Source organism: Pseudomonas sp. SG-MS2 (genome assembly GCF_009933855.1).
Taxonomy (GTDB): domain Bacteria; phylum Pseudomonadota; class Gammaproteobacteria; order Pseudomonadales; family Pseudomonadaceae; genus Aquipseudomonas; species Aquipseudomonas putida_E.
Genome location: NZ_MOMO01000239.1, coordinates 1 through 22,856, shown reverse-complemented (window position 1 = coordinate 22,856; position 22,856 = coordinate 1). Strand labels below are relative to the sequence as shown.

Here is a 22,856-nt window from a genome sequence, read left to right as displayed (position 1 = left end):
CCAAGGCCATGTACACTCCACTACAATTCAACCGAACTGTTATGCATATGAATCCAGCACAGTTGAGGGTGCGATGAAACGGGACGGAACGCGAATCCGAGCTGTGATGGGGGAGGTCCAGGCCAGGATAGCCTCTCGAAGCTACACACCAGGTGCGAGAATTCCTTCAGTTCGCGCAATGGCTCAGAGCATGCAAGTATCGGTTTCTACCGTCTTGGAGGCTTATGAACGGTTAACCGCAGAAGGTGTACTTAGCGCTCGCCCCGGCTCCGGCTTTTACGTGGCTGGGCCAGTTGCGCCATTGGCGCTGACCGAGCTCGGCCCCAAACTTGATCGTGATGTCGACCCGCTGTGGATCTCGCGCCAGTCTCTGGAAACTTCCAGCGACGCGTTGAAGCCAGGATGCGGGTGGCTGCCCGCATCCTGGCTGTACGAAGCAGGCTTGCGTAAAGCTCTTCGAATGGTTGCGCGTTCTGACACGTCGAAATTGACTGAGTACGCTTCGCCGCTTGGGCATCCGCCTCTCAGGCAATTCTTGTCGCGACGACTGGCAGGGGTCGGTATCGAAGCCCCTCTGGAACAGATCATGCTCACTGAGTCAGGCACTCATGCTATCGACCTGATTTGCCGTTTTCTGCTGCAACCGGGTGACACTGTCCTGGTCGACGATCCCTGTTATTTCAATTTTCACGCATTACTCAAAGCACATAGGGTGAACATCGTCGGAGTCCCCTACACCGCAACGGGTCCAGACATCGAGGCGTTCGGCGCTGCCCTGCGCGAGCACGCGCCGCGGTTGTACATAACGAACTCCGGCATCCACAACCCGACCGGGGCCACCTTGTCACCAGTCACAGCACACAGGCTGCTAAAGCTGGCCGACACCTCCAGCCTGGTAATTGTCGAGGACGACATCTTCGGCGATTTCGAGAATACCCCCGCGCCACGACTGTCTGCCTTCGATGGCCTCGCTCGTGTGATCCAAATCGGTAGTTTTTCCAAGACCATCTCCGCTTCGATCAGATGCGGCTACATCGCTTCGCGCAGGGAGTGGATCGAGAGCCTGGTCGACCTCAAGATTGCGACCACATTCGGGGGTGGGCGCATGGCCGCGGACATCGTTCATCAAGCCATTACCGATAGCGGGTACCGAAAGCACATGGAAGGTGTCCGCTTCAGGTTAACCCAGGAAATGGGCAAAACAGTAGCGAGGCTTCAGGCGATTGGTATCAAGCCATGGATGGTTCCCCAGGCAGGCATGTACGTGTGGTGCCAACTCCCTCAGGGTAAGGATGCAGCGACGCTGGCCAGAGCTTGTTTGAAGGAAGCAGTGGTGCTCGCGCCCGGAAATGCCTTCAGCCAGTCCATGACTGCGGGAGATTTCCTGCGTTTCAACGTCGCTCAATCGGGTGACAGCAAGATCTACGAAGTGTTGAAACGGGCTCTGAATGCTTAGCCGCGGGACCGATCCAGCGGCGACTCATCCTCTTCTAGCTGCTTTCAAGGCGTGCATGGCATATCCTTACGCCACGCAATCAACTTCGAAGCAGTGAATTGAACGATGGGTTTTGAACAACTAGCAGAGCTACGTGACCGCCTCAGGTCGGAAAAAGAGCAGGTAAAGGCTGAAGGTGGGAAACACCCCAAGCGCAAGCCTTCCCCGCAGGCGAAGCCTCGCGACCTGGATCCGGCAGTGCAAGCGATCTGGCCCTTGCAGAAGCATTTTCCCTTGGCCTTCCCCGTCAATCCGGCGCCCAAGGTGCCGCTCAAGGAGGGTATTTTCAAGGATGCCGAGCAGCACCTCGAACTGCTCGGCTTGACCCGCGAACAGCTCAAGCTGGGTATTTCTACCTGGTGCAAGGGAGCTCGATACTGGGCAGCCATGGTGGAGAATGCGCCGCGCCTGGACTTGAATGGGCAACCGTCTGGCATTGTGACCGCCGCTCAGGCGCTGCATGCCAAGCAACAAGCTTCGCGCCAACGTAGCCAGGGCCGACGCAAGCGTGTGAAGTCAGAAGCGAGTGCCCCGGCCTCTACCGCCGATAGCACAGCGGAGCAGATCACCGACTGAGACCGGTCGGGCTCTGCCCTGTGCTTTCCCGGCAAACTACGCTGGGGGAGGACCTATTGTCACTTCGTGGGTATACGCTGTAGCTGTGGGCGCTGGCCTGCCGGCGATGGGCCGCAAAGCGGCCCCAATCGCTTGACTGACCGGCATCAAGGCATACCCCCCGTCAACAGTAATCATCGTTGTACTTAGGTGCCCGAGGGTTGATGAACACATACTCGAGCTCATCAGCAAGCAGCCGGGCTTCGCGCGTGAGCAGTTCCTGGTTTCGATAAACCAGTGAGATATTGAGCGCGGGCACTTGCTCCTCAAGGTTCAGTATCTCCAACCCCTGGTCGGTGCGGTTGACGTAGTCGAGCATGCGAAGCGGCCAATAGCTGATCACATCAGTGGCGCGCGCCAGTTCGCAGAAGATGATCCCGGCAGAGCATTCAAGGATGTTTTCAGGTGGCGCAAGCCGATACTGCTCGAACATCATGCCGATCTGAGAACTTTCCAGCGGCTCCTGCAACAGCCAGCGTTGTTCGCGTAGCTGATCAAGACAACGTACCTTGCGCAGCGGGTGGCCTTTGCGCACCGCCAGCGCGGTGGGTTGATTGTACAGCTCGGTCCATTGAAACCCATCGCCGTAGCGGCTTGCCGGCTGGCATGACAATGCCAGGTCCACTTGCCCTTCACGCAGGCTTTCCATCAGTTTTGAGGGGCGCATCTCGTGAATGCGCAGGCGCACCAGTGGGTAGCGCTCGCTGTACTGATTTATGGCTGCGATCACCTGCGCTCTGGGTGTCGCCGGTGACAGGCCGATCGAAACCCGGCCATGGGTTTGGCCCTTGAGCGCCGCAATCTCTTCACGGGCGCGGCTGGCCTCTTCAAGCATCAGGCGCGCCCTGCGCACCAGGCGTTCGCCGTACTCGGTGGTGGTGATGCCGCGGTTGGAGCGTACCAGCAGCGGCACCCCCAGGGACGTCTCAAGTTCCTTGATGGTCCTGGAGAGCGCGGGCTGGGAAAGATGCAGCAAGCGTGCGGTTTCCTGAAAGCTGCCGCTCTCGCAGATGGTGACCAACACTTTCAGTTGATGGAGCTTCATAGGCTATGCACATCGGCTAGGTGGAGCAGCGTTGGCGTCCTGCCGGCCGCCCGCTGCCCGGGGCTTTCAGGACTCGCGTGAGAGTGCTTGTGAACGGGAATGTGCGGCCTGCACGGCGGCGTCGACCAACCGACGCAAGCCGTCATTGTGTTCAAACGAGGCGATCGCCGCCGCCGTGGTGCCATTGGGCGAGGTGACTGCGGTGCGCAACTCTACAAAGTCTGCGCCTGGCTGGGTTTGCAGCGCCGCGGCACCCAGCGCTGTCTGCGCTGCCAGGGTCTTTGCCAGTTCCGGGCTCAGGCCAAGTGCTACACCTGCTGTGGCGAGGGCTTCGCTGAAAAGGTGGTAGTAGGCAGGGCCGCTGCCGGACAACGCAGTCACGGCATCCAGCAGGCCCTCGTGCTCCACCCAGCTGGCGCTACCGACGGCTTCGAACAGCCGAGTCACCCGCTCGCGCAGGTTTGCATCCAGGTCAGGGGTGGCGAACAGGCCGGTGCAGCCCGCGTTGACCAGTACCGGCGTGTTGGGCATCGCGCGTACCACCGGGCAGCTGTGACCCAGTGCCAGGCTGAGCTTGTCATGGGGTACACCTGCTGCGACAGAAATCACCACGGCGTGCTCGCGTACTGCGCAGGGTAGGGCGGCCAGTACCTCGCACGCGTAGTTCGGCTTGACCGCCACCACGATAATGTCAAAAGGCAGTGCAGGCAGGGCTTCGACGTTGCTGTAGAGGGTGACTTGGCTGGCTGTTTGCAGATAGGGGTCAACGGCGCTGACATGGCTGACCAGGCCGGCCTTGAGCCAGGCTTGGCCAATGGCGCTGCCCATGCGGCCGTAGCCCAGGAAAAGTGCGTTCATGGTTGTTCCTCGTGGTGGTGCGAAAGTGCGCAGCGCAAGGATGCGCTGCGCCGGTTCCGATCGTGGGCCTAGCAGATGGTCATGAGATTGGCGTTACCACCGGCCGCAGCTGTGTTGACGCTAAGGGCATGCTCGATCAGCAGGCGTTCCAGTGGAATGTCAGTGTCTGCCCGCCCCAGGCCGTGCACGCCGACGATGGCGCCGCGGCGCCGTGCAGACAGCTGGCTGACGTGGCGCAATTGATCGCTATCGCCATGGTGCAGAATCGCGTCGAAATGGGCGTCCGGGTCGGTCCAGTCGCTGATGCTGTCGATGCGCGCTTGCACCGATGCTGGCAGTTCTGCGCGTAGGGCCTGATGGCTATCGAGCCATAGCGCGCGGCTGCCGACCGCCAGGCTGGCGGCGAGTTGGGCGAGCAGGTCCAGGCGGTTTTCGGCCAGGTTCAGCACCACCTCCCGCGGCAGCAGGGTGTAGCTGTTGCGCTCACCGGTGGGGCCGGCGAGCAGGTGAGTGGTGTAGCTTTGCGACTGCTCCAGATAGCGGGCGAACAGGTTGGCGATTTCCGGTTCTTTCTGCTCGGCCCAAGCGGCAAATGCCTTGCGCGCGTTTTCCAGGTCGGTGGGGGCTGTAACCGCATGCCCATCGCCGTCAGCCAGGGCCTGCGCCACGGCATCGTGCGGGCGGGTGGCGAGCAGGCGATACAGGTACAGCGGGCCACCTGCCTTCGGGCCGGTGCCGGACAGCCCTTCACCGCCGAACGGCTGTACGCCGACCACGGCCCCGACTATGTTGCGGTTGACGTAGAGGTTGCCCACGCGGGCGGTATCGACCACCTGGGCGATGGTCTCGTCGATGCGGGTATGTACGCCAAGGGTCAGCCCGTAACCGCTGGCGTTGATCTGCTCCAGGAGTTGGCTGAGCTCGCTGCGCTCGTAGCGCACCACATGCAGCACGGGGCCGAAGATCTCCCGTTCCAGTTCGTCGAGACTGTCCAGTTCGATCAGGGTCGGCAGCACGAACGTGCCCCGTTGCAGCACCTGGCCGTCGGCCCGGGCAGCCTGGAAGACGGTACGGCCTTTACGGCGCATGTGCTCGATGTGGTTGACGATGTTGTCCCGGGCTTCGCGGTCGATCACCGGGCCTATGTCGGTATCCAGGCGCTCTGGCGAACCGACGCGGTATTCAGCCATCGCGCCACGCAGCATCTGGCAGACGTGGTCGGCCACGTCTGCCTGCACACACAGCACCCGCAGCGCTGAGCAGCGCTGGCCGGCGCTATCGAACGCAGAGCTGATGACATCCACGACCACCTGTTCGGCCAGTGCCGAGGAGTCGACGATCATGGCGTTCATGCCGCCTGTTTCGGCGATCAGCGGCAGCGTCTGGCCCTGGCCATCCAGGCGGCCGGCAAGGTTGCGGCTGAGGATGCCGGCGACCTCGGTGGAGCCGGTGAACATTACCCCCCTGATTCTGCTGTCACCGACCAGGCTCGCCCCAACGGTCTCGCCCCGGCCTGGCAGCAGTTGCACGACGCCGGGCGGCACGCCGGCTTCATGGAGGATGCGCACGGCCTGGGCCGCGATCAGCGGCGTCTGCTCGGCAGGTTTGGCCAGCACTGTGTTGCCAGCGGCCAGGGCGGCGGCGACTTGGCCACTGAATATCGCCAGCGGGAAGTTCCAAGGGCTGATGCACACCACAGGGCCCAGTGGGCGATGGCTGTCGTTGCTGAAGCTGCCAGCCTGGGCACCGTAGTAGCGCAGGAAATCGACCGCTTCACGGACTTCGGCGATCGCATTGCTGAAGGTCTTGCCAGACTCGCGTACCAGCAGGCCCATCAGTTGCTGCATCTCGCTTTCCATCAGGTCGGCGGCGCGCTCCAGAATGGCCGCGCGCTCGGCGGGCAGGGTCGACTGCCAGATCGGGCCGCTGGCCTGGGCGCACAGAATGGCGTTTTGCACATCGCTTTCGTTGGCTTCGTACACCTGACCGATCAGGTCGCGATGATCCGCCGGGTTGCGCACGGCGGTGACGGTGCGCGGGTGGCTGCAATCGTTGCTTGACGTTGGCCCGGCAGTGTAGGGCTGGTTGGCGCTGGCGAGCAGCGCCGAGGACAATGAGCCAAGCCGGTGCTCATTGGACAAGTCAAGGCCGCCGGAGTTGAGGCGGCTGGTGCCATACAGGTTGCGCGGGAGCGGGATGCGCGGGTGCGGCAGGCCCAGCGCGCCTTCCTGCCCGGCCATCTTCTCTACCTGCAGCACCGGGTCTTCGACCAGCTCATCAAGGGTGATGGAGCGATCGGCGATACGGTTGACGAACGAGGTGTTGGCGCCGTTTTCCAGCAGGCGGCGCACCAGGTAGGCCAGCAGGGTCTCGTGACTGCCGACCGGTGCATAGATGCGGCACGGGCGGTTCAGCTTGCCATCGGCCACTTTGCCCACCACCTGCTCGTACAGTGGCTCGCCCATGCCATGCAGGCACTGGAATTCGTATTGACCCGGGTAGTAGTTTTGCCCGGCGATATGGTAAATGGCCGCCAGTGAGTGAGCATTATGGGTGGCGAACTGCGGGTAGATGGCCTCTGGTACCGACAGTAGCTTACGGGCGCAGGCAATGTAGGACAGGTCGGTGTAAACCTTGCGGGTGTAGACCGGGTAGCCTTCCAGGCCGTCGATCTGGGCGCGCTTGATCTCGCTGTCCCAATAGGCGCCCTTGACCAGGCGGATCATCAGGCGGTGGCGGCTGCGCTTGGCCAGGTCGATGACGTAGTCGATTACGTACGGGCAGCGCTTCTGGTAGGCCTGGATGACGAAGCCGATGCCGTTCCAACCGGCCAGTGATGGCTCGAAGCACAGGCGCTCGAGCAGGTCGAGCGACAGCTCCAGGCGGTCGGCCTCTTCAGCGTCGATGTTCAGGCCGATGTCGTACTGCCTGGCCAGCAGGGTCAGCGACAACAGGCGCGGGTACAGCTCTTCCATCACGCGCTCGTACTGGGCGCGGCTGTACCGCGGGTGCAGCGCCGACAGCTTGATCGAGATGCCCGGGCCTTCATAGATGCCGCGCCCGTGCGAGGCCTTGCCGATGGAATGGATCGCCTGTTCGTATGCGGCAAGGTAGTTCTGCGCGTCATGCTCGGTCAGTGCAGCTTCACCCAGCATGTCGTAGGAGTAGCGGAAGCCTTTTGCTTCACGACGTGCCGCGTTGGCCAAGGCCTCGCCGATGGTTTCACCGGTGACGAACTGCTCGCCCATCAGGCGCATGGACATGTCCACACCCTTGCGAATCAGTGGTTCGCCACTCTTGCTGATGATGCGGTTGAGTGAGGACGACAGGCCCGTCTCATTGTGGGTCGACACCAGTTTGCCGGTGATCAGCAGGCCCCACGAGGCGGCGTTGACGAACATCGACGGGCTCTGCCCCAGGTGCTGGCTCCAATTGCCATTGGCGATCTTGTCGCGGATCAAGGCGTCACGGGTGCCCTTGTCGGGGATGCGCAGCAGGGCCTCGGCCAGGCACATCAATGCCACCCCTTCCTGCGACGACAGCGAGAACTCCTGCAGCAGGCCTTGCACCAGCCCCTGACGGCCGCCGGCGCTTTTCTGGTTGCGCAGCTTCTGGGCGATGCTGTAAGCCAACTGGTGAGACGCTTTCGCCATCTCTGCCGGCTGGCGCGCCTGCTCCAGCAGCATCGGTACGGCGTCCGCTTCGGGGCGGCGGTAGGCGGCGGTGATGGCAGCTCGCAGCACCGATTGCGGAAGGACGCTCTCGGCGAAGTCGAGAAATACCTGCAAGGCGCCCTCATCCAGGTGTTCTGCCTGTTCTTCGCCTGCAACAGCGGCCAGGCCAGCCTGCCGAGCGGGCGTCATGCCGCCTTCGATCTGCTCCAGGTAGTTGAAAATGGCCTGTTTGATCATCCAGTGCGGCGTCTGGGCTATTTGTTGTGCAGCCTGTTTGAGTCGCTCGCGGGTGGCGTCGTCAAGCTTTACGCCAAGTGTGGTGGTTGCCATGTTGTTATCACCGGGTAGGTAGTTGGCTAAACGGAACGGTGCGCAGATTAAACCCGGAATCAATAAAGGTGCAACCTAGTGCAACCCAATAGTTCCAATGAACTTTATTGGATGTTTGTTCAATAAAAATAATTATGTGCCGGCCCAAGGCAGCAAACGTTTGGCACGTGCATGGCGCGCACTGCAATGGTGCATTTTGGTCTCATTCACCCATTTTGTTATACCTATAGCAAAATGTGTGGTTGCACCTTGTGCCCGATGAAAACTAGGATCGGTGCTACCCAGTGATACTTGGGTCATTGTGGCCCAACCAAAAAAAATAAGGCATAACACATGAGCAATTCCCTCGCCGAGGCGCAATCGGCCAAGACCCGTCGCCGCGCGTTGGTCGCCAGCCTCACAGGCAGTTCGATCGAGTGGTTCGACTACTTTCTTTACGGAACAGCCGCCGCGCTGGTGTTCAACAAACTGTTCTTTCCTAACTTCGATCCGGTCGTTGGGCTGTTACTGGCTTACTTGTCGTTTTCCCTGACGTTCTTTATTCGGCCTATTGGCGGCGTACTGTTTGCCCATATCGGCGACCGCATCGGGCGCAAGAAAACTCTGGTCATCACGTTGTCGCTGATGGGGGGCGCAACCGTGTTGATCGGCTGCCTGCCTACTTATGAACATATCGGCGTCTGGGCACCGATCCTGTTGATCCTGCTGCGGGTGATCCAGGGCCTTGGCATTGGAGGCGAGTGGGGTGGGGCTCTGTTGCTGGCCTATGAATACGCACCGGCCAACCGCAAGGGCCTGTTCGGCAGCGTGCCGCAAGTGGGCGTGACCCTCGGCATGCTGCTCGCCACCATGGCCGTGAGCCTGATGGCGATGCTGCCCGAGGAAGACTTCCTGTCCTGGGGCTGGCGTGTGCCCTTCGTGCTGAGCGCCGGCCTGGTGTTCCTCGGCCTGTGGATCCGCCACGGCCTCGACGAAACCCCGGACTTCAAGAAAGCCAAGGCCAGCGGTAACGTTTCGAAAATGCCGGTGGTGGAGACGCTGCGCAATCACTGGCGTGAAGTGCTGATCGCCGCGGGCCTGAAAGTGGTCGAGACGGCGCCGTTCTATATCTTCTCGACCTTCGTGGTCAGCTATGCGGTAAACAACCTCGGCTACCAGAAAGTCTCGGCGTTGAACGCCGTGATGATCGGTGCCCTGGTGGCCTCGCTGCTGATCCCGGTCATGGGCTGGCTGTCTGACCGCATCGGCCGCAAGCGCGTGTACATCGGCGGCATCCTGGCCATTGCGCTGTACATCGTGCCGTATTTCATGCTGCTCGATACCCGCACCCAATGGGGCATCACCGTCGCCACCGTCATCGGCTTCGGCGTGCTCTGGGCGCCGGTCACCGCCGTGCTCGGCACCTTGTCTTCGGAAATATTCTCCACCCGCGTGCGCTACACCGGCATCACCCTGGGCTACCAGCTGGGCGCTGCACTGGCGGGCGGCACGGCTCCACTGATCGCAACCTGGCTGCTGTCCGAGTACAAGGGCGACTGGCAGCCGGTGGCCCTGTACATGCTGGCAACCGTAGCCATCTCGCTGGTCGCCATCCTGTCCGTTGGTAAACGTCGCAAAGACGACGAAATTCAAGGCGGCGCTCGCGCTTCCTGAATGCAATGACCGGAGCCTGCGCGCTCCGGGTTCTATCTGTCGCCACTCCGTATCCGTTCCCCGGGCCTGCCTTGCCATGGCAGCCCCGCGGGGGCGTGCGTCCTAATAAAAGCAATACACAAGGGAGAGTCGCTTCACATGAAGAGAAAACTATTGAATCTGGCCATTCTTGCGGCCATGGGGAGTTTCGGCGGGCAGACACTTGCCGCAGGGTTCATCGAAGACAGCACGGCAAAGCTGGAGCTACGCAACTTCTATTTCAACCACGATTTCCGTGACACCGATACCCAGACCCAGGACGAGTGGGGCCAGGCCTTCCTGCTCAACGTGCAGTCCGGTTTCACCCAGGGGCTGGTCGGCTTCGGGGCAGATGCCACCTACACCCTCGGCGTGAAGCTCGATGCACCGGGTGCGCGGTCCATTTTCCCGGCCGACAGCGACGGCGAGGCCGTGGACAACTTCAGCCGCGGTGGCCTGACCGGCAAGGTACGCCTGTCCAAGACCGAGGCTCGCTATGGCATCCTCACGCCGAAGCTGCCCATCCTCTGGTCGAACGACGGCCGCATGCTGCCGCAGCTGTTCGAAGGCGGGCAGATCACCAGCAACGAGATCGACAACCTGACCCTCACTGGTGGCCAGATCGAGCATGTGGTGGGCCGTATGTCGAGCAACTTCACCGGCATGTCTATCGCCGGCGGTAGTCAGGAAAGCGACCACCTGCGTTTTGCCGGGGGCGACTACAAAGGCATCAAGGACCTGACCCTGCAGTATTACTTCGCCAACCTCGAAGATTATTACGACCAGCACTTCCTCGGTGCGTTGCACAGCCTGGCACTGGGCCCCGGCGTGCTCAAGACCGACCTGCGCTACTTCCGCACCACCTCTGATGGCAAGAATGCCGACCGTGCTGCAGGCTACCTGGCATCGACCAATGCCAGCGGCAACGATGGCGAACTGGACAACTCGACCTGGAGCGCCAAGTTCACCTACGCCCTGAGCGGCCATGCCCTGACCCTGGGTTACCAGCAGGTGTCGGACGACAGCGTCTTCACCCAGTTGAACCAGGGTGGCCTGGCCAACGAGGGCGCCGGCGGCACCAGCACTTATGTGATCACCGACAGCCTGGTGCAGAACTTCACCTACGCGGGTGAGCGCACCATCCTGGGCGGCTACGCCTACGACTTCGCCGCGCTCGGCGTACCAGGCCTGAACGCCAGCGTCACCTGGCTAAAGGGCGACCAGATCAAGACTGCCGTTGGTTCCGACCGTGAAGAGTGGGAGCGCGACATCGTACTGAGCTATGTGGTGCAAGGCGGGCCATTGAAAGGCGTGGGCGTCGCCTGGCGCAACGGCGTACTGCGCAGCGACGTGCTGGGCGATATCGATCACAACCGCCTGACCGTCAGTTACACCGTGCCTATCTGGTAAGGGCTTCGAAGCGATGCAATGAATTTTTCCTCCTCCCGCAACCCTCGGGAGGACCGGAGCGGTGCGTCCGTGATTTGCCACGAGCGACTCAGGGAGCATCGGTGCTTGAGCTGTTTTGCCCCGCTGGCGCAGGGGGCTGCATGACGCAGTGAGCGACGGCGACGCCGTCACGATCATTCCAAGGAGACAGTTATGCCTTTCAAGTTCCGCTCCATGCTTATTTCGACTTCGATGTTATTTACCCTGGCCACGGCCGCGCCGTTCGCGTCTGCCGCTGACGCTGTGCAGATGGGCGCCGTGCTCTCCCTGACGGGCGCCAACGCCACCGTTGGCGAAGACGTGCGCCGCGCCGTGAAGCTGGCTGAAGACAAGGTCAACGCCGACGGTGGTGTGCTCGGCAAGCCATTCCAGGTCATCGTCGAAGATTCCGGCGGCAATCCCACCACCGCCATCAACGCCGCACGCAAGCTGGTCAGCGTCGACAAGGTGCCGGTGGTGATCGGCGAATACTCGTCGGGTATCAGCATCCCGATGGGCCAGTATCTGGTGAAAGAGGGCGTGGTGCATATCAACATCGCCAGCACCAGCGTGAAGATCCGCGACCTGGGCAGTAGCTCGTTCAACCTGATCGGCCTGGAAGACAAGGGCAACAAGTTTTCTTCCCAGGATGCCTGGGACCTGGGCTTTCGTAACGTCGCCGTCCTGGCACCGAACAATGCCTACGGTCAGGGCGTAGCACACGGTTTTCGCGCCGAGTTCGAAAAGCTCGGCGGCAAGATCGTCAACGAGACGCTCTACACCGCCGGCCAGTCAACCTACCGCCGCGAACTGCAACAGATCGCCCGCAGCAAACCGGACGCATACATCTACACCGCCTATGGGCAGGAGTCTGCGGTCATCAACCGCGAGGCACTGGAGCTGGGGCTGCGTGAACAGCCGTGGTACGCGATCCTGTTGTCCATGAGCCTGTCGGACACGCCGGCCAACATCGCCCAGGGCCAGTTGGGGATGGAGGTCGGGTCGTTCGTTGGCCCGACCGGCAAGGCCTACGCCGATGCCTTCGCCGCCAAATACAAGGAAGGCATGAAAACCTCCTACACCGGCTATGCCTACGACGCCGTGCTGATGGCGGCCAAGGCGATCGAAAAGGCCGGCAGCACCGAGCCGGCCGCAGTACAGGCTGCGCTCAAGGAGGTGGGCAAGGGCTATGACGGCGTGACTGGCACAGTCGCCTTCGACGACGGCCGCCAGCGGCTCGACCCGCCCTACGCCAAGCTCAAGTATGACGGCGGCAAAGTCGTACCTCGATAAGTACGCGATACGCCCGCCCGGTTCGCCGGGCGGGCTTGTGCCTGCTCTTGCGGAGTGTTTTCCATGTTGCAGTTCCTGATCGATACCTTGCTGCGGGCAACCGACCTGGCGCTGATCGCCTTCGGCCTCAGCCTGGTGTATGGCCTGGTCAAGTTTCCCAATATCGCCCACGTACAGTACGCCATGCTTGGTGCGTACCTGACCTATGGCCTGGACGCCGCCGGCGTGCCCTTGCCGCTGGCCTTGCTGTTTGCTGCACTGCTGGTCGGTGCCCTGACCCTGGTGCTGCAGCGCCTGGTGTTTCAGCGCCTGCTCAAAAGTGGCCCGGCCATCGCCATGATTGGCTCGCTGGCCATCGCCATGCTGCTGGTCGCCGCGCTCCAGGGCAGCGCGGGGACCTTCCCGCGGATGTTCGAGCTACCCCTGAAGGCTCCGATCCTGTTGGGCGATGCGCGCATCACCCACACCCAGCTGTACTTCTTCGCCACCACCCTCGTTCTGCTGGCAGCGTTCACCGTGGCACTGTTCCATACCCGTCTGGGTCGCGCCATGCGCGCGCTGGCCGGCAACCCGGCACTGGCCAACGCCAGCGGCCTGCACGCTGCCCGGATCACCCTGATGGTGACCTTCGCCAGTGGTGCCATCGCAGGTCTTGGCGGCGGCCTGCTGGCATTGTCCACCGGTGCCCACATCAACCTGGGGCATGACTTGCTCCTGCCGGTGTTCGCTGCGGCCATCCTCGGTGGCCTTGGCAACCCCATGGGTGCGGTCGCCGGCGCCTTGTTGATCGCCTTCACCGAAACCCTGGTCACCAACCTGAACTTCGGTTGGCTGGTGGGCCGGGAAATGGCCTTCCTGCCGGTGTCCTACATCAGCGGCGCTGCGTTCCTGATCCTGCTACTGGCATTGCTGTTCAAGCCCTACGGCCTGTTCGACCGGGAGGTGCGCCGTGTTTGATTTCCTTGTTTCCGCGCTCACCTTCGCCAGCCTCTATGGCCTGATGGCACTGGGGCTCAACCTGCAGGCCGGCTATGGCGGCCTGCTCAATTTCGGGCACATCGCCTTCGCCGGCCTGGGCGCCTACGCCACCGGCATCGCGGTCCAGGCTGGCTATTCGCCATGGCTCGGCATGGCCTTTGGTGTGCTTCTGGCCATGGGTCTGGGCGGGTGCGTGGCCCGCCTGGGGCGCAAGCTGGCTTCGGACTACTGGGGTATCGCCACCCTGGCAATTGCCGAAATCCTGCGCGTGGTGGCGACCAACGAGGGCTGGCTTACCGGTGGGGCGCAAGGCATCGGCGCGATCCCTACGCTGTTCGACGGTGTGGGCTTTCTGGTGATGATGCTGGTGCTGCTGGGGATCGCCACGCTGCTCTGCCAGCGGCTTGCCGATGGCCGTTTCGGCCGTGCCCTGCGGCTGATGCGCGAGGAACCGCAACTGGCCGCCTGCATGGGGTATGACCTGACCTCGCTGAAGTCGCGGGCGATCATGGCCAGCGCTGCGCTAACCGCCATCGCCGGTTCGCTGTACGCCCACTTCATGAGTTATGTCGGCCCCGACTACCTGCTCGCCTCCGAGACCTTCCTGCTCTGGACCATGTTGATGATCGGTGGCCTGGGCAACCTGCGCGGCGTGTTGCTGGGGGTGTTGTTGGTACAGGCCGCCTACAGCCTGGTGCCTTTCGCCAAGGATTACCTGGGCTTTGATTCCGACCTTGCCGGCGCCCTGCGCCTGGGCCTGATCGGCGCGATCCTGCTGGCCTGCCTGATGTGGCGCAGCGAAGGTCTGATCCCTGAAAAAGTAAGGAAGATCGCATGAGTGCTTCGCGCGAATACCTGCTCAATGTGCAATCGGTAGCCAAGGCCTTTGGCGGCAACCAGGTGCTGCGTGACGTGAGCTTCAACGTGCAGCGCGGCGAAATCGTCGGCCTGCTTGGGCCCAACGGCTCCGGCAAAAGCACCTTGCTCAACTGCATCACGGGTTTTGAAGCGGTGGATGGCGGCGCCATTGCGCTGGGAGCACGGCGTATCGAGCGGTTGCAGGCCCACCGTATCGTCCGCCACGGCATTGCCCGGACTTTCCAGCTGCCTTCCATGCCCACCAAGATGTCGGTCATCGAAGTGGCGATGGCAGCCTGCACTCGCCAGCACGGTGTGATCGCCACGCTGCTCGGCCTACCGGCGCTGCGCCGGGCCGAAGAACAGGCGCGGGCCAAGGCCGAGCGGCTGATCGATGAGTTGCTGCTCAGCCCTGTGCGCGACCTGCCGGCTTCGGCGCTGTCGGGTGGGCAGAAGAAACTGCTGGGCATTGTCTGTGCCTTGATGGGCGAGCCTGAGCTGGTGCTGCTCGACGAGCCTACCGCCGGGGTGCACCCCAACCTGCGCCGTGACCTGGTGGCAGCGCTCAAGCGCCTCAATGCCCAGGGCATGACGCTGGTGATCGTCGAGCATGACATGCACTTCATCCGCGACGTCTGCAGCCGCTGCGTGGTTCTGGACCGCGGCGAGATCGTCGCCAGTTGCAGGCCGGACAAACTGACCTCCAACGCGCGGGTGATCCAGGCCTACCTGGGAGGCCGTCACAGCCCGCAAGCCATCGAGGAGAACGCGCCATGATCGAAGTGAAGGACGTCGTCGCCGGCTACAGCGCCGAGGTGGACATCCTGCGCGGCATGACTTTGCATGCCGAACAGAAGGAAATCGTTACTTTGCTGGGCCCTAATGGTTGCGGCAAGAGCACCTTGCTCAAGACCATCGCCGGTTACCTGCTGCCGCGCAAGGGGCAGGTCCTGCTGCAGGGGCAGGACGTGTCGCGGGTACCGGTGCACGAGAAGATCCGCCGCTGCCGGCTTGGCTTCGTGCCGCAGACCGACAACGTGTTCGCCAGCCTGAGCATCCGCGAAAACCTCCACGTGGGCGGGCACTACCAGCGCCCCCAGGACAACCAGCGACGTATCGATGAACTGTGCACGTCCTACCCGATCCTGGCAAAGAAGTTCAACGCACCCGCGGCGTCCATGTCCGGTGGTGAGCGGCAGATCCTTGCCCTGGCCCGGGCGCTGATGCCCAGGCCCAGCCTGCTGCTGCTCGATGAACCCTCGGCGGGCCTGTCGCCCAAAGTGCTGCTGGAAGTGTTCGAAGCCATCCAGCAGGTCCGCGACCAGGAAGGCGTGACCATCCTGATGGTGGAGCAGAACGCGATGGAGGCGCTGCGCATCTCCGACCGCGCCTATGTGCTGTCGATGGGCAGTGTGGCGTTGACCGGCAATGCTCGGGAGCTGATGCACGACCCGCAAGTCAGCGAACTGTACCTGGGAGGGCGGGTCGCCTGAGACTCTGCCGGCATTCGCGTCCTCGCGCTCCTGGGGCCGCGAATGGCGTAGAGCGTGTTTGGCCGCGCAGGGTTTACTGCGCGGCCCTTTTTAGAGCCTTGATGATGAAATTCAGCCACAAGATTCTGTTGGCCGCTGCCCTGGTCGTGGTCAGCGCCTTCGCTTCGTTCACCCTGTACAACTACATCTGGCAAAAGCGCCTGCTGGCCCGAGAGCTGCAAAGCCAGCTGCGCGAGGTTGGCGCCCTGGCCGCCGACAGCGTTCACAACTGGCTTGGCGGGCGAGTGCTGCTGGTGGAAAGCCTGGCACAGCGCTTGGCCGCCGATACCCGCGAAGCCGCCGTCGAGCAGGCCTTCGGCCAGGATGTGCTGAAAAACACCTTCAACATGGTGTACCTGGCGCGCGCCGATGGCAGTTTCAGCATTCGCCCGCAGCAAGATATGCCCGCCGGTTATGATGCTCGCCAGCGCGATTGGTACCAGCGTGTGCAGACGCGCAACGACAGCGTCCTCACTGAGCCTTATATCAATGCCGCTACCCAGGAAATGATCATGGCCGCCGCTGCCCCGGTGGTGCGTGCCGGCGAGCTGCTTGGCGCGGTGGGCGCGGGAATGCCGATCGATACGCTGGTCCAGATCATCGGCAGCGTCGACCTGCAGGGCAAAGGCTATGCCTATCTGGTCAATGGCGCTGGAAAGATCCTGGTGCATCCCCAGACTGACCTGATCAACCGTCGTCTCAACGAACTGGACCCGGCGCAACCCCTGAAAGTCAGTCGTGACCTGCAAGAGCACGAGGTGAATGGCCAGGTTCGCATCGATACCTTCGTCCCGGTACCGGGGCTGCCGGGTGCTGACTGGTATGTCGGGCTTTCGGTGGATCGTGACCTTGCTTACCAGCAACTGCGCGACTTCAGTGGTTCGGCGTTGATCGCCATGCTGGTGTCAGTGCTGCTGGTGATGCTCGCCCTTGGTGTGCTGCTGCGTTTGCTGCTAAAGCCGCTGCTGCGCATGATCGTCGCCATGCAGGATATCGCCGCCGGTGAAGGCGACCTTACCCAGCGCCTGCCTGCCACCGGCCGGGACGAGCTGGCCCAGTTGGCCCAGGCGTTCAACCTTTTCGTCGAGCGCATGCAGCGCACCATCGGGCTGGTCGCCAATGGCAGTGTCGGCGTCGATGAAGGTGCGCGCAGCGTGGTCCAGGCCAGCCAGGCTACCCTGCGCCAGTCAAGCGAACTGGTGCAGCGCAGCGACACGGTTGCCGCTGCCATCGAGCAATTGGGTGCCGCCGCCCAGGAAATCGCCGGCAACGCCGCCAATGTTTCGGTGCAAAGTGCTGCGGCGCGCAACCAGGCCGAGCAGGGCCAGCGTATTCTCAGCGATGGTTCCACGGCACTTGGTGCGCTCGCGGCGCAAGTTGAAACCGCCCGCGCGAGCATGGAGCAATTGGGCGGCCAGACCGAAGCCATCGGCCGCATCCTCGAAGTGATTCACAGCATCGCCCAACAAACCAATTTGCTGGCGCTCAACGCAGCCATTGAAGCTGCGCGAGCAGGGGAGTCTGGCCGAGGTTTCGCGGTGGTGGCGGACGAGGTGCGTCAACTGGCACATCGCAGCCAAAGGTCGGCCCAGGAGATCCATGCCATGATCGAATCGCTGCAGGTCGGCGCCCAAGCGTCGATCGCCTCGATGGTAGCCAGCCACCAGCACGCCGAGCGCAGCGTTCACGTCATCGCTCAGGCCTGCGAGGGTATTGATGCAGTGATTGGGCGTCTGGCCGATATCGATGACATGAACCAGTCCGTCGCTGCCGCCACGGATCAGCAACGTGCGGTGGTCGAGTCGATCGGTCGCGAAGTGGGCGAAATCGTCACGCTCAATCAGCATGTGCAGGCGGGTCAAGAGCAGACGTTGGGAGTGTGTGAAAAGCTGGATGGGCGTTCGCGGGAGTTGCGTCGATTGGTGGCGAGCTTTTGTATCGAGAAGTAGTTCTGAAACTTGTGTGGTCGTTGGGGGCTGACCTGCGGTTTGCGGTGCTGCGCAGATCGAGCGCCGGCGTGGCGCTCGATCTCAAGGGTGCGAAAGAAATTGGCCTTTCAGGCTACCATCACCCCAGCGCCGGTGTCCGTGGCGGGATCATGCGGCGTGAGCCGGTCGCTTCGAAGGCTGCCGCAAAACTCAACAGCGCATTGTCACTGTAGGCACGCCCGGCGAAGGTCAGCCCCACCGGCATGCCGATGTCAGCCATCACGCCCATCGGCACGGTGACGGTCGGTACGCCCAGGTGGCGGATGGCGAGGTTGCCGTTGGCTACCCAGATGCCGTTGCTCCATGCGATGTCCGCCGAGGCCGGGTTCACATCGGCATCGGCCGGGCCAACGTCGGCCACGGTCGGGAACAGCACCGCATGGAGGCCTTGGGCGTCCATCCAGTCTTCCAGGTCCAGCTTGCGGGTCTTTTCCAGCCCGCGCAGGCCGTCGGGCAGGGTTTCGATCTGGTCCCAGCGCTTCAGGCCGCGTTTGGCCATGTTGACGTACTCGTCCATGCCGGCAGCCAGATCGTCCTCACGGTTGGGCAGGGTGCCTGGGTCGTGGGGGAAGATTTGCGGGCCGTCGACATCGGCCAGGCGGTTGAGCTTGGGGTCGTTGTTGGCACGCAGGAAGTCGTCGAAGCCCCAGCCGGACAGTTCCCACAGCTCGTCATGCAGGAACGCCTTGCTGACGATACCGCGGTTGTAAACGGTCGGTGCGCCGGGCCGATCGCCTTCGCAGTTGGAGACCAGTGGGAAGTCCACTTCAACCACTTCAGCGCCCGCTGCTTCCAAGGCCTGGTGTGCCTGTTGCCACAGGTCGATGACCGTGGCTCGGGTGTTGATGCGCTGGCCGGTCGGGCCACCGATGCCAGGTTTCTCGGACGTACCGGCCTCGGGGTCGGCGTTGATGTACATGCGCGGTACGCCGAAACGCTTGCCCTTGAGCGCGCTGGCGTCAACCGCCAGGTCCAGGTAGGACGCCGGGCGTACCGAAGAGGCGGCCGGGATTGGCACCCAAGGTTGCAGGCGCCAGAGGTCGCCACGCTTGTCGGCATCGTCGGCAACCACCACATCCAGCACTTCCAGCAGGTCGGCCATGGTGCGGGCGTAGGGCACTACCACGTCCATGGTCGGTGTCAGCGGCCAGTTGCCGCGTACCGAAATGACCCCGCGCGAAGGGGTGTAGGCGCACAGGCCGTTGTTAGAGGCCGGGCCACGGCCACTGGACCAGGTTTCCTCGGCCAGGCCGAAGGCGCTGAAGCTGGCAGCGGTGGCGGTGCCGGCACCGTTGGATGAGCCGGAGGCGAACGGTGCGGTCAGGTAGTTGGCGTTGTACGGGCTTTCGGCACGGCCGTAGACGCCGCGCTGCATGCCACCGTTGGCCATGGGCGGCATGTTGGTCTTGCCCAGGCAGATGGCGCCGCCGGCGCGCAGGCGCTCGACGGTGAACGCGTCGCGCTGGGCCACCAGGTCTTTGAACGCCGGGCTGCCGGATGCAGCGGTCAGGCCCTTGACCAGGTAGCTGTCCTTGGCGGTGTAAGGGATGCCATCGAGCGGGCCGAGCAGTTCGCCACGGGCGCGGCGCGCGTCGGAAGCCTCGGCCTCCTTGAGCGCCTCTGGATTGCGGACTACCACCGCGTTCAGCGCGGTGGGGGTATCGGCTCCATCGTAGGCGTCGATGCGCGCCAGGTAGGCCTTGACCAGCTCGACCGCCGTCGTGCGGCCCTTTTCGAGCGCGTCGCGCAGCTCGGCAATGGAAACCTCGGTTACCTCGATCATGCTTTCACCAAAATTTGTGCAGGTGGGGGCTTTTGCGAGGAGTGTACAAGAAGGGCTGGGCGGAAGCAGGTTTGCGCGGGGGCAAATGGATTTTTGCAGCGGGGCATTGTCGGGCCCTGCGGCTGCCGGCTTGCTGGGCAAAGGGCCGCTTGGCGGCCCATACGCGCTTAATCCAGATCTGCCGCCCAATGGCGCTCAGGCACCTGGCTGGCTTCATCTCCCCAGGTGCGGTTGACCCGGGTGCCCCGCTGCACGGCCGGCCGCTGCGCGATTTCTTCGGCCCAGCGCTGCACCTGCGGGTATTCATGCACGGCAAGGAACTCTGCTGCGCCATACAGGTTGCCGCGCACCAGTTGGCCATACCACGGCCACACGGCGATATCGGCGATGCTGTACTCATCGCCACCCAGGTAGCGGCTTTGCGCAAGGCGCCGCTCAAGCACATCCAGCTGGCGCTTGGCTTCCATGGTGAACCGGTTGATGGCGTATTCGAACTTTTCCGGGGCATACACGTAGAAGTGGCCAAAGCCCCCACCCAGATAAGGCGCCGAACCCATCTGCCAGAACAGCCAGTTCAGGGTTTCGGTACGCGCGGCCGCACCGGTGGGCAGGAAGGCTGCGAATTTCTCGGCCAGGTACAGCAGGATCGAACCCGATTCGAATACCCGAACCGGTGGCTCGACGCTGCGATCGAGCAGGGCGGGGATCTTCGAGTTGGGGTTGACCTCAACGAACCCGCTGGAGAACTGGTCGCCTTCGCCGATGCGGATCAACCAGGCGTCGTACTCGGCGCCGCTGTGGCCCAGGGCCAGCAGTTCTTCAAGAAGGATGGTGACTTTCACGCCGTTGGGGGTTGCCAGTGAGTACAGCTGCAACGGGTGCTTGCCGACAGGCAGCGCCTTGTCGTGGGTAGGGCCGGCGATCGGGCGGTTGATACTGGCGAACTGGCCGCCAGAGGCTGACTCATTGCGCCAGACCTTGGGCGGAACATAGGGGGACTTGCTCATGCAGGGGCTCCTTGAGTGGCGCAGACGGTCACATACAGGCGTTGACCCGCATCTATGCCACGGGTTCGCAGAAAAGTGCAAATCCGGTGGCGCGGGCCAGGGTATCAACGCGTTTAGCGGCCACGCCGCCGCGACACGCGCGCCTCGATGTTCTTGCGGCCAATCAGCAGCGGCGGTTTTTCCACTACCGGCTCGTCGGCCAGCCATTTGTACATCACCAGGCAGTCCACCAGGCCCAGGCGGGCGTGGCGGTAAGCCTTGGGCAAGCGGCCGACGGTCTCGAAGCCCAGTTTGTGCCATAGCGCCACGGCCACTTCATTGCTGGCCACCACCGAGTTGAACTGCAGCGCCAGGAAGCCTTCCTGACGCGCCAGTTTCTGTGAGTGTTCGCACATCAGCTTGGCCACGCCGCGACCACGGGCGGCTTCGGCGACCATGTAGCCGCAATTGCCGACATGGGCACCGGGGCCGGCGGCATTGGCCTTGAGGTAGTATGCCCCCAGCAACTCACCGTCTTGCTCGGCCACCAGCGTGTGCAAAGGCAGCTCCAGCCATAGCTGGCGTGCCTGTTCGAAGCTCAGGGCAGGGTCGTAGGCGTAGGTTTCGCGGGCCTGGACAACGGCCTGGAAGGTGGGCCAGAAACGCTCGAAGTCCTCGGGCGTCATGGGGCGGATGTGGATCATGGCGGCAAAAGGCTCCCGGCCTGCTCAGATATAGATGAACGCCAGCACCAAGGCCGCCACTACCAGCCACTTCTCCAGGTAGTAGCGCATGCGGTTGCGTTTTTTCAGTGCCTTGCCCCGTTCACGAATCTTGTAGATCCGGGTGAACAGGCGGTTGATGCCGCCAGTCTTGTCATTGGCATTGTTCGGCGCTGCCGCGGCAGCCATGACATTGCGGCTGAACCAGCGGTTGAAGGCAGTTGCCCAGCGGTATTTCAGCGGGCGCTCGATGTCGCAGAACAGAATGATCCGGTTGTGCTCGGTGGTGTTGGCGGCGTAGTGGATGTAGGTCTCGTCGAACACCACGGCTTCGCCGTCACGCCAGGAATACTTCTCGCCATCCACATCGATGTAGCAGCCATCGTCGTTCGGCGTATCCAGGCCCAGGTGGTAGCGGTAGGAGCCTGCATAAGGGTCGCGGTGGCGCACCAGCTTGGCGCCCGGCGGCAGGGTCGCGAACATGGCTGCCTTGACCGTGCCGATGCCCTGCAGCAACTCGGTGGTGCGTGGGCACAGGTTCATCGCAGACGGGTGGCTTTCGCCGTACCATTTCAGGTAGAAGCGCTTCCAGCCGGTCTTGAAGAAGGAGTTGAAGCCAACGTCGTCGTAATTATCGGACTTCTTGATCTCGCCCACATGCAGCAACTGCTGGGCCTCCTGGCGGATTTCCTGCCAGTGGTCCTTGAGCGGCTGCAGCTCGGGGAACGCTTCTACCGGCAGATAGGGTTTGGCCGGGTGCCTGGAGAACAGGTAAAGGAAGCTGTTGACCGGGGCCAGGAAACTGGAGTGGTCACCCAATTGGCGGGTGAGCTTGTGGCGTACCCGACCGCGCAGATGAACATAGGCGATCGAGAGGGCAAAGATCAGTACGAGTGCAATTTTCATGGACGATTACTTGTCGAAAAATGGCCATGCGCCATGGCATAAGCCCGCCAGCATAAACAATCATGGGGGGAGTTTGTACAGATAGTTTGTACCGAGGTTGGCGAGATTTGCGGCCGACCAAGGTGTAATGGCCGCAGTTTGCGCAAACGTTTAAGGTAAAGGAGCACGCATGGTTCAGGACCCGCGCCGCAGTGGCGCCCCCTTCAAACGGCTGTTTTTGGCCCTGCCGGTAACCGACGCCCAGCAGCGTGCGATAGGCCAGTGGCGGCGTGGCCTCCAGCTGCGTAGTGGCAAACCGGTGCCCAGTGCGAACTTCCACCTGACCCTGATGTTTCTAGGCGATGTGGATGTAGCGCAGGTACCGGCGATTTGCGCTGCGGTGGACAACCTGGCGCGCCCTGATGCCCCCCTGCGCCTGCTGCTCGATCAGCTCAAGGTCTGGCCGCGGGCAAACGTGCTGGTGCTCGAGCCGCAGCAGGCCCCGGCTGCGCTGCGCCATCTGGCCTATGGGCTGCAGCAGGCACTGCTGCCCATGGGCTTTGCCGAGCAGGCCCATGAGTACCGGCCACACCTGACCCTGTCACGGGACTTTCGCGGCCAGGCGCCCGAGGCCAGCGTGGCGCCCGACTTCTTCATCGCCGCCCGGTACTTCGCGCTCTACGAATCGCGCAAAGGCCAGTACCTGCCGCTGGCG

Annotated in this window: 18 protein-coding genes and 1 pseudogene; 12 read left to right on the top strand and 7 right to left on the bottom strand. The window is 62.7% G+C overall.

The features are described from left to right. The first annotated feature begins 73 nt into the window (after window positions 1-73). Entirely contained in the window at window positions 74-1,456 is a 1,383-nt protein-coding gene (locus BLX42_RS21905; protein ID WP_161872606.1) for a PLP-dependent aminotransferase family protein, read from the top strand. Window positions 1,457-1,561: 105 nt separating this feature from the next. After that, window positions 1,562-2,071: a ProQ/FinO family protein gene (locus BLX42_RS21900; protein ID WP_119687280.1), complete on the top strand. Its 510-nt coding sequence runs from the start codon at window positions 1,562-1,564 to the stop codon at window positions 2,069-2,071. A gap of 163 nt (window positions 2,072-2,234) precedes the next feature. Here the strand turns inward: BLX42_RS21900 and BLX42_RS21895 are convergent, their stop codons facing one another. The 3 genes from BLX42_RS21895 to putA form a co-directional block, all read right to left on the bottom strand. After that, window positions 2,235-3,155 carry a LysR family transcriptional regulator gene (locus BLX42_RS21895; RefSeq protein ID WP_115274483.1) on the bottom strand — a complete coding sequence of 307 codons (921 nt, stop codon included), beginning with the start codon at window positions 3,153-3,155 and terminating at the stop codon, window positions 2,235-2,237. A 66-nt stretch (window positions 3,156-3,221) separates the two neighbouring features. After that, on the bottom strand, window positions 3,222-4,013 hold the full coding sequence (proC, locus tag BLX42_RS21890) for a pyrroline-5-carboxylate reductase (protein WP_161872605.1): 792 nt from the start codon (window positions 4,011-4,013) through the stop codon (window positions 3,222-3,224). Window positions 4,014-4,081: 68 nt separating this feature from the next. Continuing rightward, the gene (gene putA, locus BLX42_RS21885) at window positions 4,082-8,017 is read right to left on the bottom strand and encodes a trifunctional transcriptional regulator/proline dehydrogenase/L-glutamate gamma-semialdehyde dehydrogenase (RefSeq protein ID WP_161872604.1); all 3,936 of its coding nucleotides are present in this window, start codon (window positions 8,015-8,017) and stop codon (window positions 4,082-4,084) included. 333 nt (window positions 8,018-8,350) lie between these two features. On the opposite strand from putA, the gene BLX42_RS21880 reads away from it, so the two are divergent. From BLX42_RS21880 to BLX42_RS27305, 9 genes and pseudogenes are all read left to right on the top strand, one after another. Continuing rightward, window positions 8,351-9,670, top strand: coding sequence for an MFS transporter (locus tag BLX42_RS21880; RefSeq protein WP_161872603.1), 1,320 nt, complete (start codon window positions 8,351-8,353; stop codon window positions 9,668-9,670). Window positions 9,671-9,808: 138 nt separating this feature from the next. Beyond that, the gene (locus tag BLX42_RS21875) at window positions 9,809-11,098 is read left to right on the top strand and encodes an OprD family porin (protein WP_161872602.1); all 1,290 of its coding nucleotides are present in this window, start codon (window positions 9,809-9,811) and stop codon (window positions 11,096-11,098) included. 192 nt (window positions 11,099-11,290) lie between these two features. Further along, window positions 11,291-12,409: an ABC transporter substrate-binding protein gene (locus BLX42_RS21870; protein ID WP_119687274.1), complete on the top strand. Its 1,119-nt coding sequence runs from the start codon at window positions 11,291-11,293 to the stop codon at window positions 12,407-12,409. A gap of 63 nt (window positions 12,410-12,472) precedes the next feature. Beyond that, a complete protein-coding gene (locus BLX42_RS21865) occupies window positions 12,473-13,366 on the top strand; it encodes a branched-chain amino acid ABC transporter permease (RefSeq protein ID WP_161872601.1) in 894 nt (297 codons plus the stop codon). Beyond that, window positions 13,359-14,225 carry a branched-chain amino acid ABC transporter permease gene (locus tag BLX42_RS21860; RefSeq protein ID WP_039601573.1) on the top strand — a complete coding sequence of 289 codons (867 nt, stop codon included), beginning with the start codon at window positions 13,359-13,361 and terminating at the stop codon, window positions 14,223-14,225. The genes BLX42_RS21865 and BLX42_RS21860 overlap by 8 nt, the downstream gene beginning before the upstream one ends. Next, window positions 14,222-15,022 (top strand): ABC transporter ATP-binding protein, encoded by an 801-nt coding sequence (locus BLX42_RS21855; RefSeq protein ID WP_161872600.1) that lies wholly within the window; start codon window positions 14,222-14,224, stop codon window positions 15,020-15,022. Before BLX42_RS21860 ends, BLX42_RS21855 begins: the two co-directional genes overlap by 4 nt. Continuing rightward, window positions 15,019-15,738, top strand: a complete 720-nt coding sequence (locus BLX42_RS21850) for an ABC transporter ATP-binding protein (RefSeq protein WP_161872599.1) — start codon at window positions 15,019-15,021, stop codon at window positions 15,736-15,738. Before BLX42_RS21855 ends, BLX42_RS21850 begins: the two co-directional genes overlap by 4 nt. Window positions 15,739-15,839: 101 nt before the next feature. Continuing rightward, window positions 15,840-16,862: pseudogene (locus BLX42_RS27310) on the top strand (cache domain-containing protein); the annotation flags it as partial. 312 nt (window positions 16,863-17,174) lie between these two features. After that, a complete protein-coding gene (locus BLX42_RS27305) occupies window positions 17,175-17,726 on the top strand; it encodes a methyl-accepting chemotaxis protein (protein ID WP_371316826.1) in 552 nt (183 codons plus the stop codon). 118 nt (window positions 17,727-17,844) lie between these two features. On the opposite strand, the gene BLX42_RS21840 is transcribed toward BLX42_RS27305, so the two are convergent. From BLX42_RS21840 to lpxO, 4 genes are all read right to left on the bottom strand, one after another. Further along, entirely contained in the window at window positions 17,845-19,548 is a 1,704-nt protein-coding gene (locus BLX42_RS21840; protein ID WP_161872597.1) for an amidase, read from the bottom strand. 167 nt (window positions 19,549-19,715) lie between these two features. Then, the gene (gene yghU, locus BLX42_RS21835) at window positions 19,716-20,555 is read right to left on the bottom strand and encodes a glutathione-dependent disulfide-bond oxidoreductase (protein ID WP_046785783.1); all 840 of its coding nucleotides are present in this window, start codon (window positions 20,553-20,555) and stop codon (window positions 19,716-19,718) included. Between the two features lie 113 nt (window positions 20,556-20,668). After that, window positions 20,669-21,238 (bottom strand): GNAT family N-acetyltransferase, encoded by a 570-nt coding sequence (locus BLX42_RS21830; protein WP_161872596.1) that lies wholly within the window; start codon window positions 21,236-21,238, stop codon window positions 20,669-20,671. A 24-nt stretch (window positions 21,239-21,262) separates the two neighbouring features. Then, the gene (gene lpxO, locus BLX42_RS21825; protein ID WP_046785785.1) at window positions 21,263-22,162 is read right to left on the bottom strand and encodes a lipid A hydroxylase LpxO; all 900 of its coding nucleotides are present in this window, start codon (window positions 22,160-22,162) and stop codon (window positions 21,263-21,265) included. Window positions 22,163-22,331: 169 nt separating this feature from the next. Here lpxO and thpR point away from each other — a divergent pair. Further along, window positions 22,332-22,856 (top strand): RNA 2',3'-cyclic phosphodiesterase (gene thpR / locus BLX42_RS21820; RefSeq protein ID WP_161872595.1); only part of this gene is annotated, 525 nt, incomplete at its 3' end.

What these genes read in the sequence shown, in the direction of transcription:
- BLX42_RS21905 (WP_161872606.1), top strand. Translation starts at nt 74, where the DNA reads ATGAAACGGGACGGAACGCGAATCCGAGCTGTGATGGGGGAGGTCCAG.
- BLX42_RS21900 (WP_119687280.1), top strand. Translation starts at nt 1,562, where the DNA reads ATGGGTTTTGAACAACTAGCAGAGCTACGTGACCGCCTCAGGTCGGAA.
- BLX42_RS21895 (WP_115274483.1), bottom strand. Translation starts at nt 3,155, where the DNA reads ATGAAGCTCCATCAACTGAAAGTGTTGGTCACCATCTGCGAGAGCGGC.
- proC (WP_161872605.1), bottom strand. Translation starts at nt 4,013, where the DNA reads ATGAACGCACTTTTCCTGGGCTACGGCCGCATGGGCAGCGCCATTGGC.
- putA (WP_161872604.1), bottom strand. Translation starts at nt 8,017, where the DNA reads ATGGCAACCACCACACTTGGCGTAAAGCTTGACGACGCCACCCGCGAG.
- BLX42_RS21880 (WP_161872603.1), top strand. Translation starts at nt 8,351, where the DNA reads ATGAGCAATTCCCTCGCCGAGGCGCAATCGGCCAAGACCCGTCGCCGC.
- BLX42_RS21875 (WP_161872602.1), top strand. Translation starts at nt 9,809, where the DNA reads ATGAAGAGAAAACTATTGAATCTGGCCATTCTTGCGGCCATGGGGAGT.
- BLX42_RS21870 (WP_119687274.1), top strand. Translation starts at nt 11,291, where the DNA reads ATGCCTTTCAAGTTCCGCTCCATGCTTATTTCGACTTCGATGTTATTT.
- BLX42_RS21865 (WP_161872601.1), top strand. Translation starts at nt 12,473, where the DNA reads ATGTTGCAGTTCCTGATCGATACCTTGCTGCGGGCAACCGACCTGGCG.
- BLX42_RS21855 (WP_161872600.1), top strand. Translation starts at nt 14,222, where the DNA reads ATGAGTGCTTCGCGCGAATACCTGCTCAATGTGCAATCGGTAGCCAAG.
- BLX42_RS21850 (WP_161872599.1), top strand. Translation starts at nt 15,019, where the DNA reads ATGATCGAAGTGAAGGACGTCGTCGCCGGCTACAGCGCCGAGGTGGAC.
- BLX42_RS27305 (WP_371316826.1), top strand. Translation starts at nt 17,175, where the DNA reads ATGGAGCAATTGGGCGGCCAGACCGAAGCCATCGGCCGCATCCTCGAA.
- BLX42_RS21840 (WP_161872597.1), bottom strand. Translation starts at nt 19,548, where the DNA reads ATGATCGAGGTAACCGAGGTTTCCATTGCCGAGCTGCGCGACGCGCTC.
- yghU (WP_046785783.1), bottom strand. Translation starts at nt 20,555, where the DNA reads ATGAGCAAGTCCCCCTATGTTCCGCCCAAGGTCTGGCGCAATGAGTCA.
- BLX42_RS21830 (WP_161872596.1), bottom strand. Translation starts at nt 21,238, where the DNA reads ATGATCCACATCCGCCCCATGACGCCCGAGGACTTCGAGCGTTTCTGG.
- lpxO (WP_046785785.1), bottom strand. Translation starts at nt 22,162, where the DNA reads ATGAAAATTGCACTCGTACTGATCTTTGCCCTCTCGATCGCCTATGTT.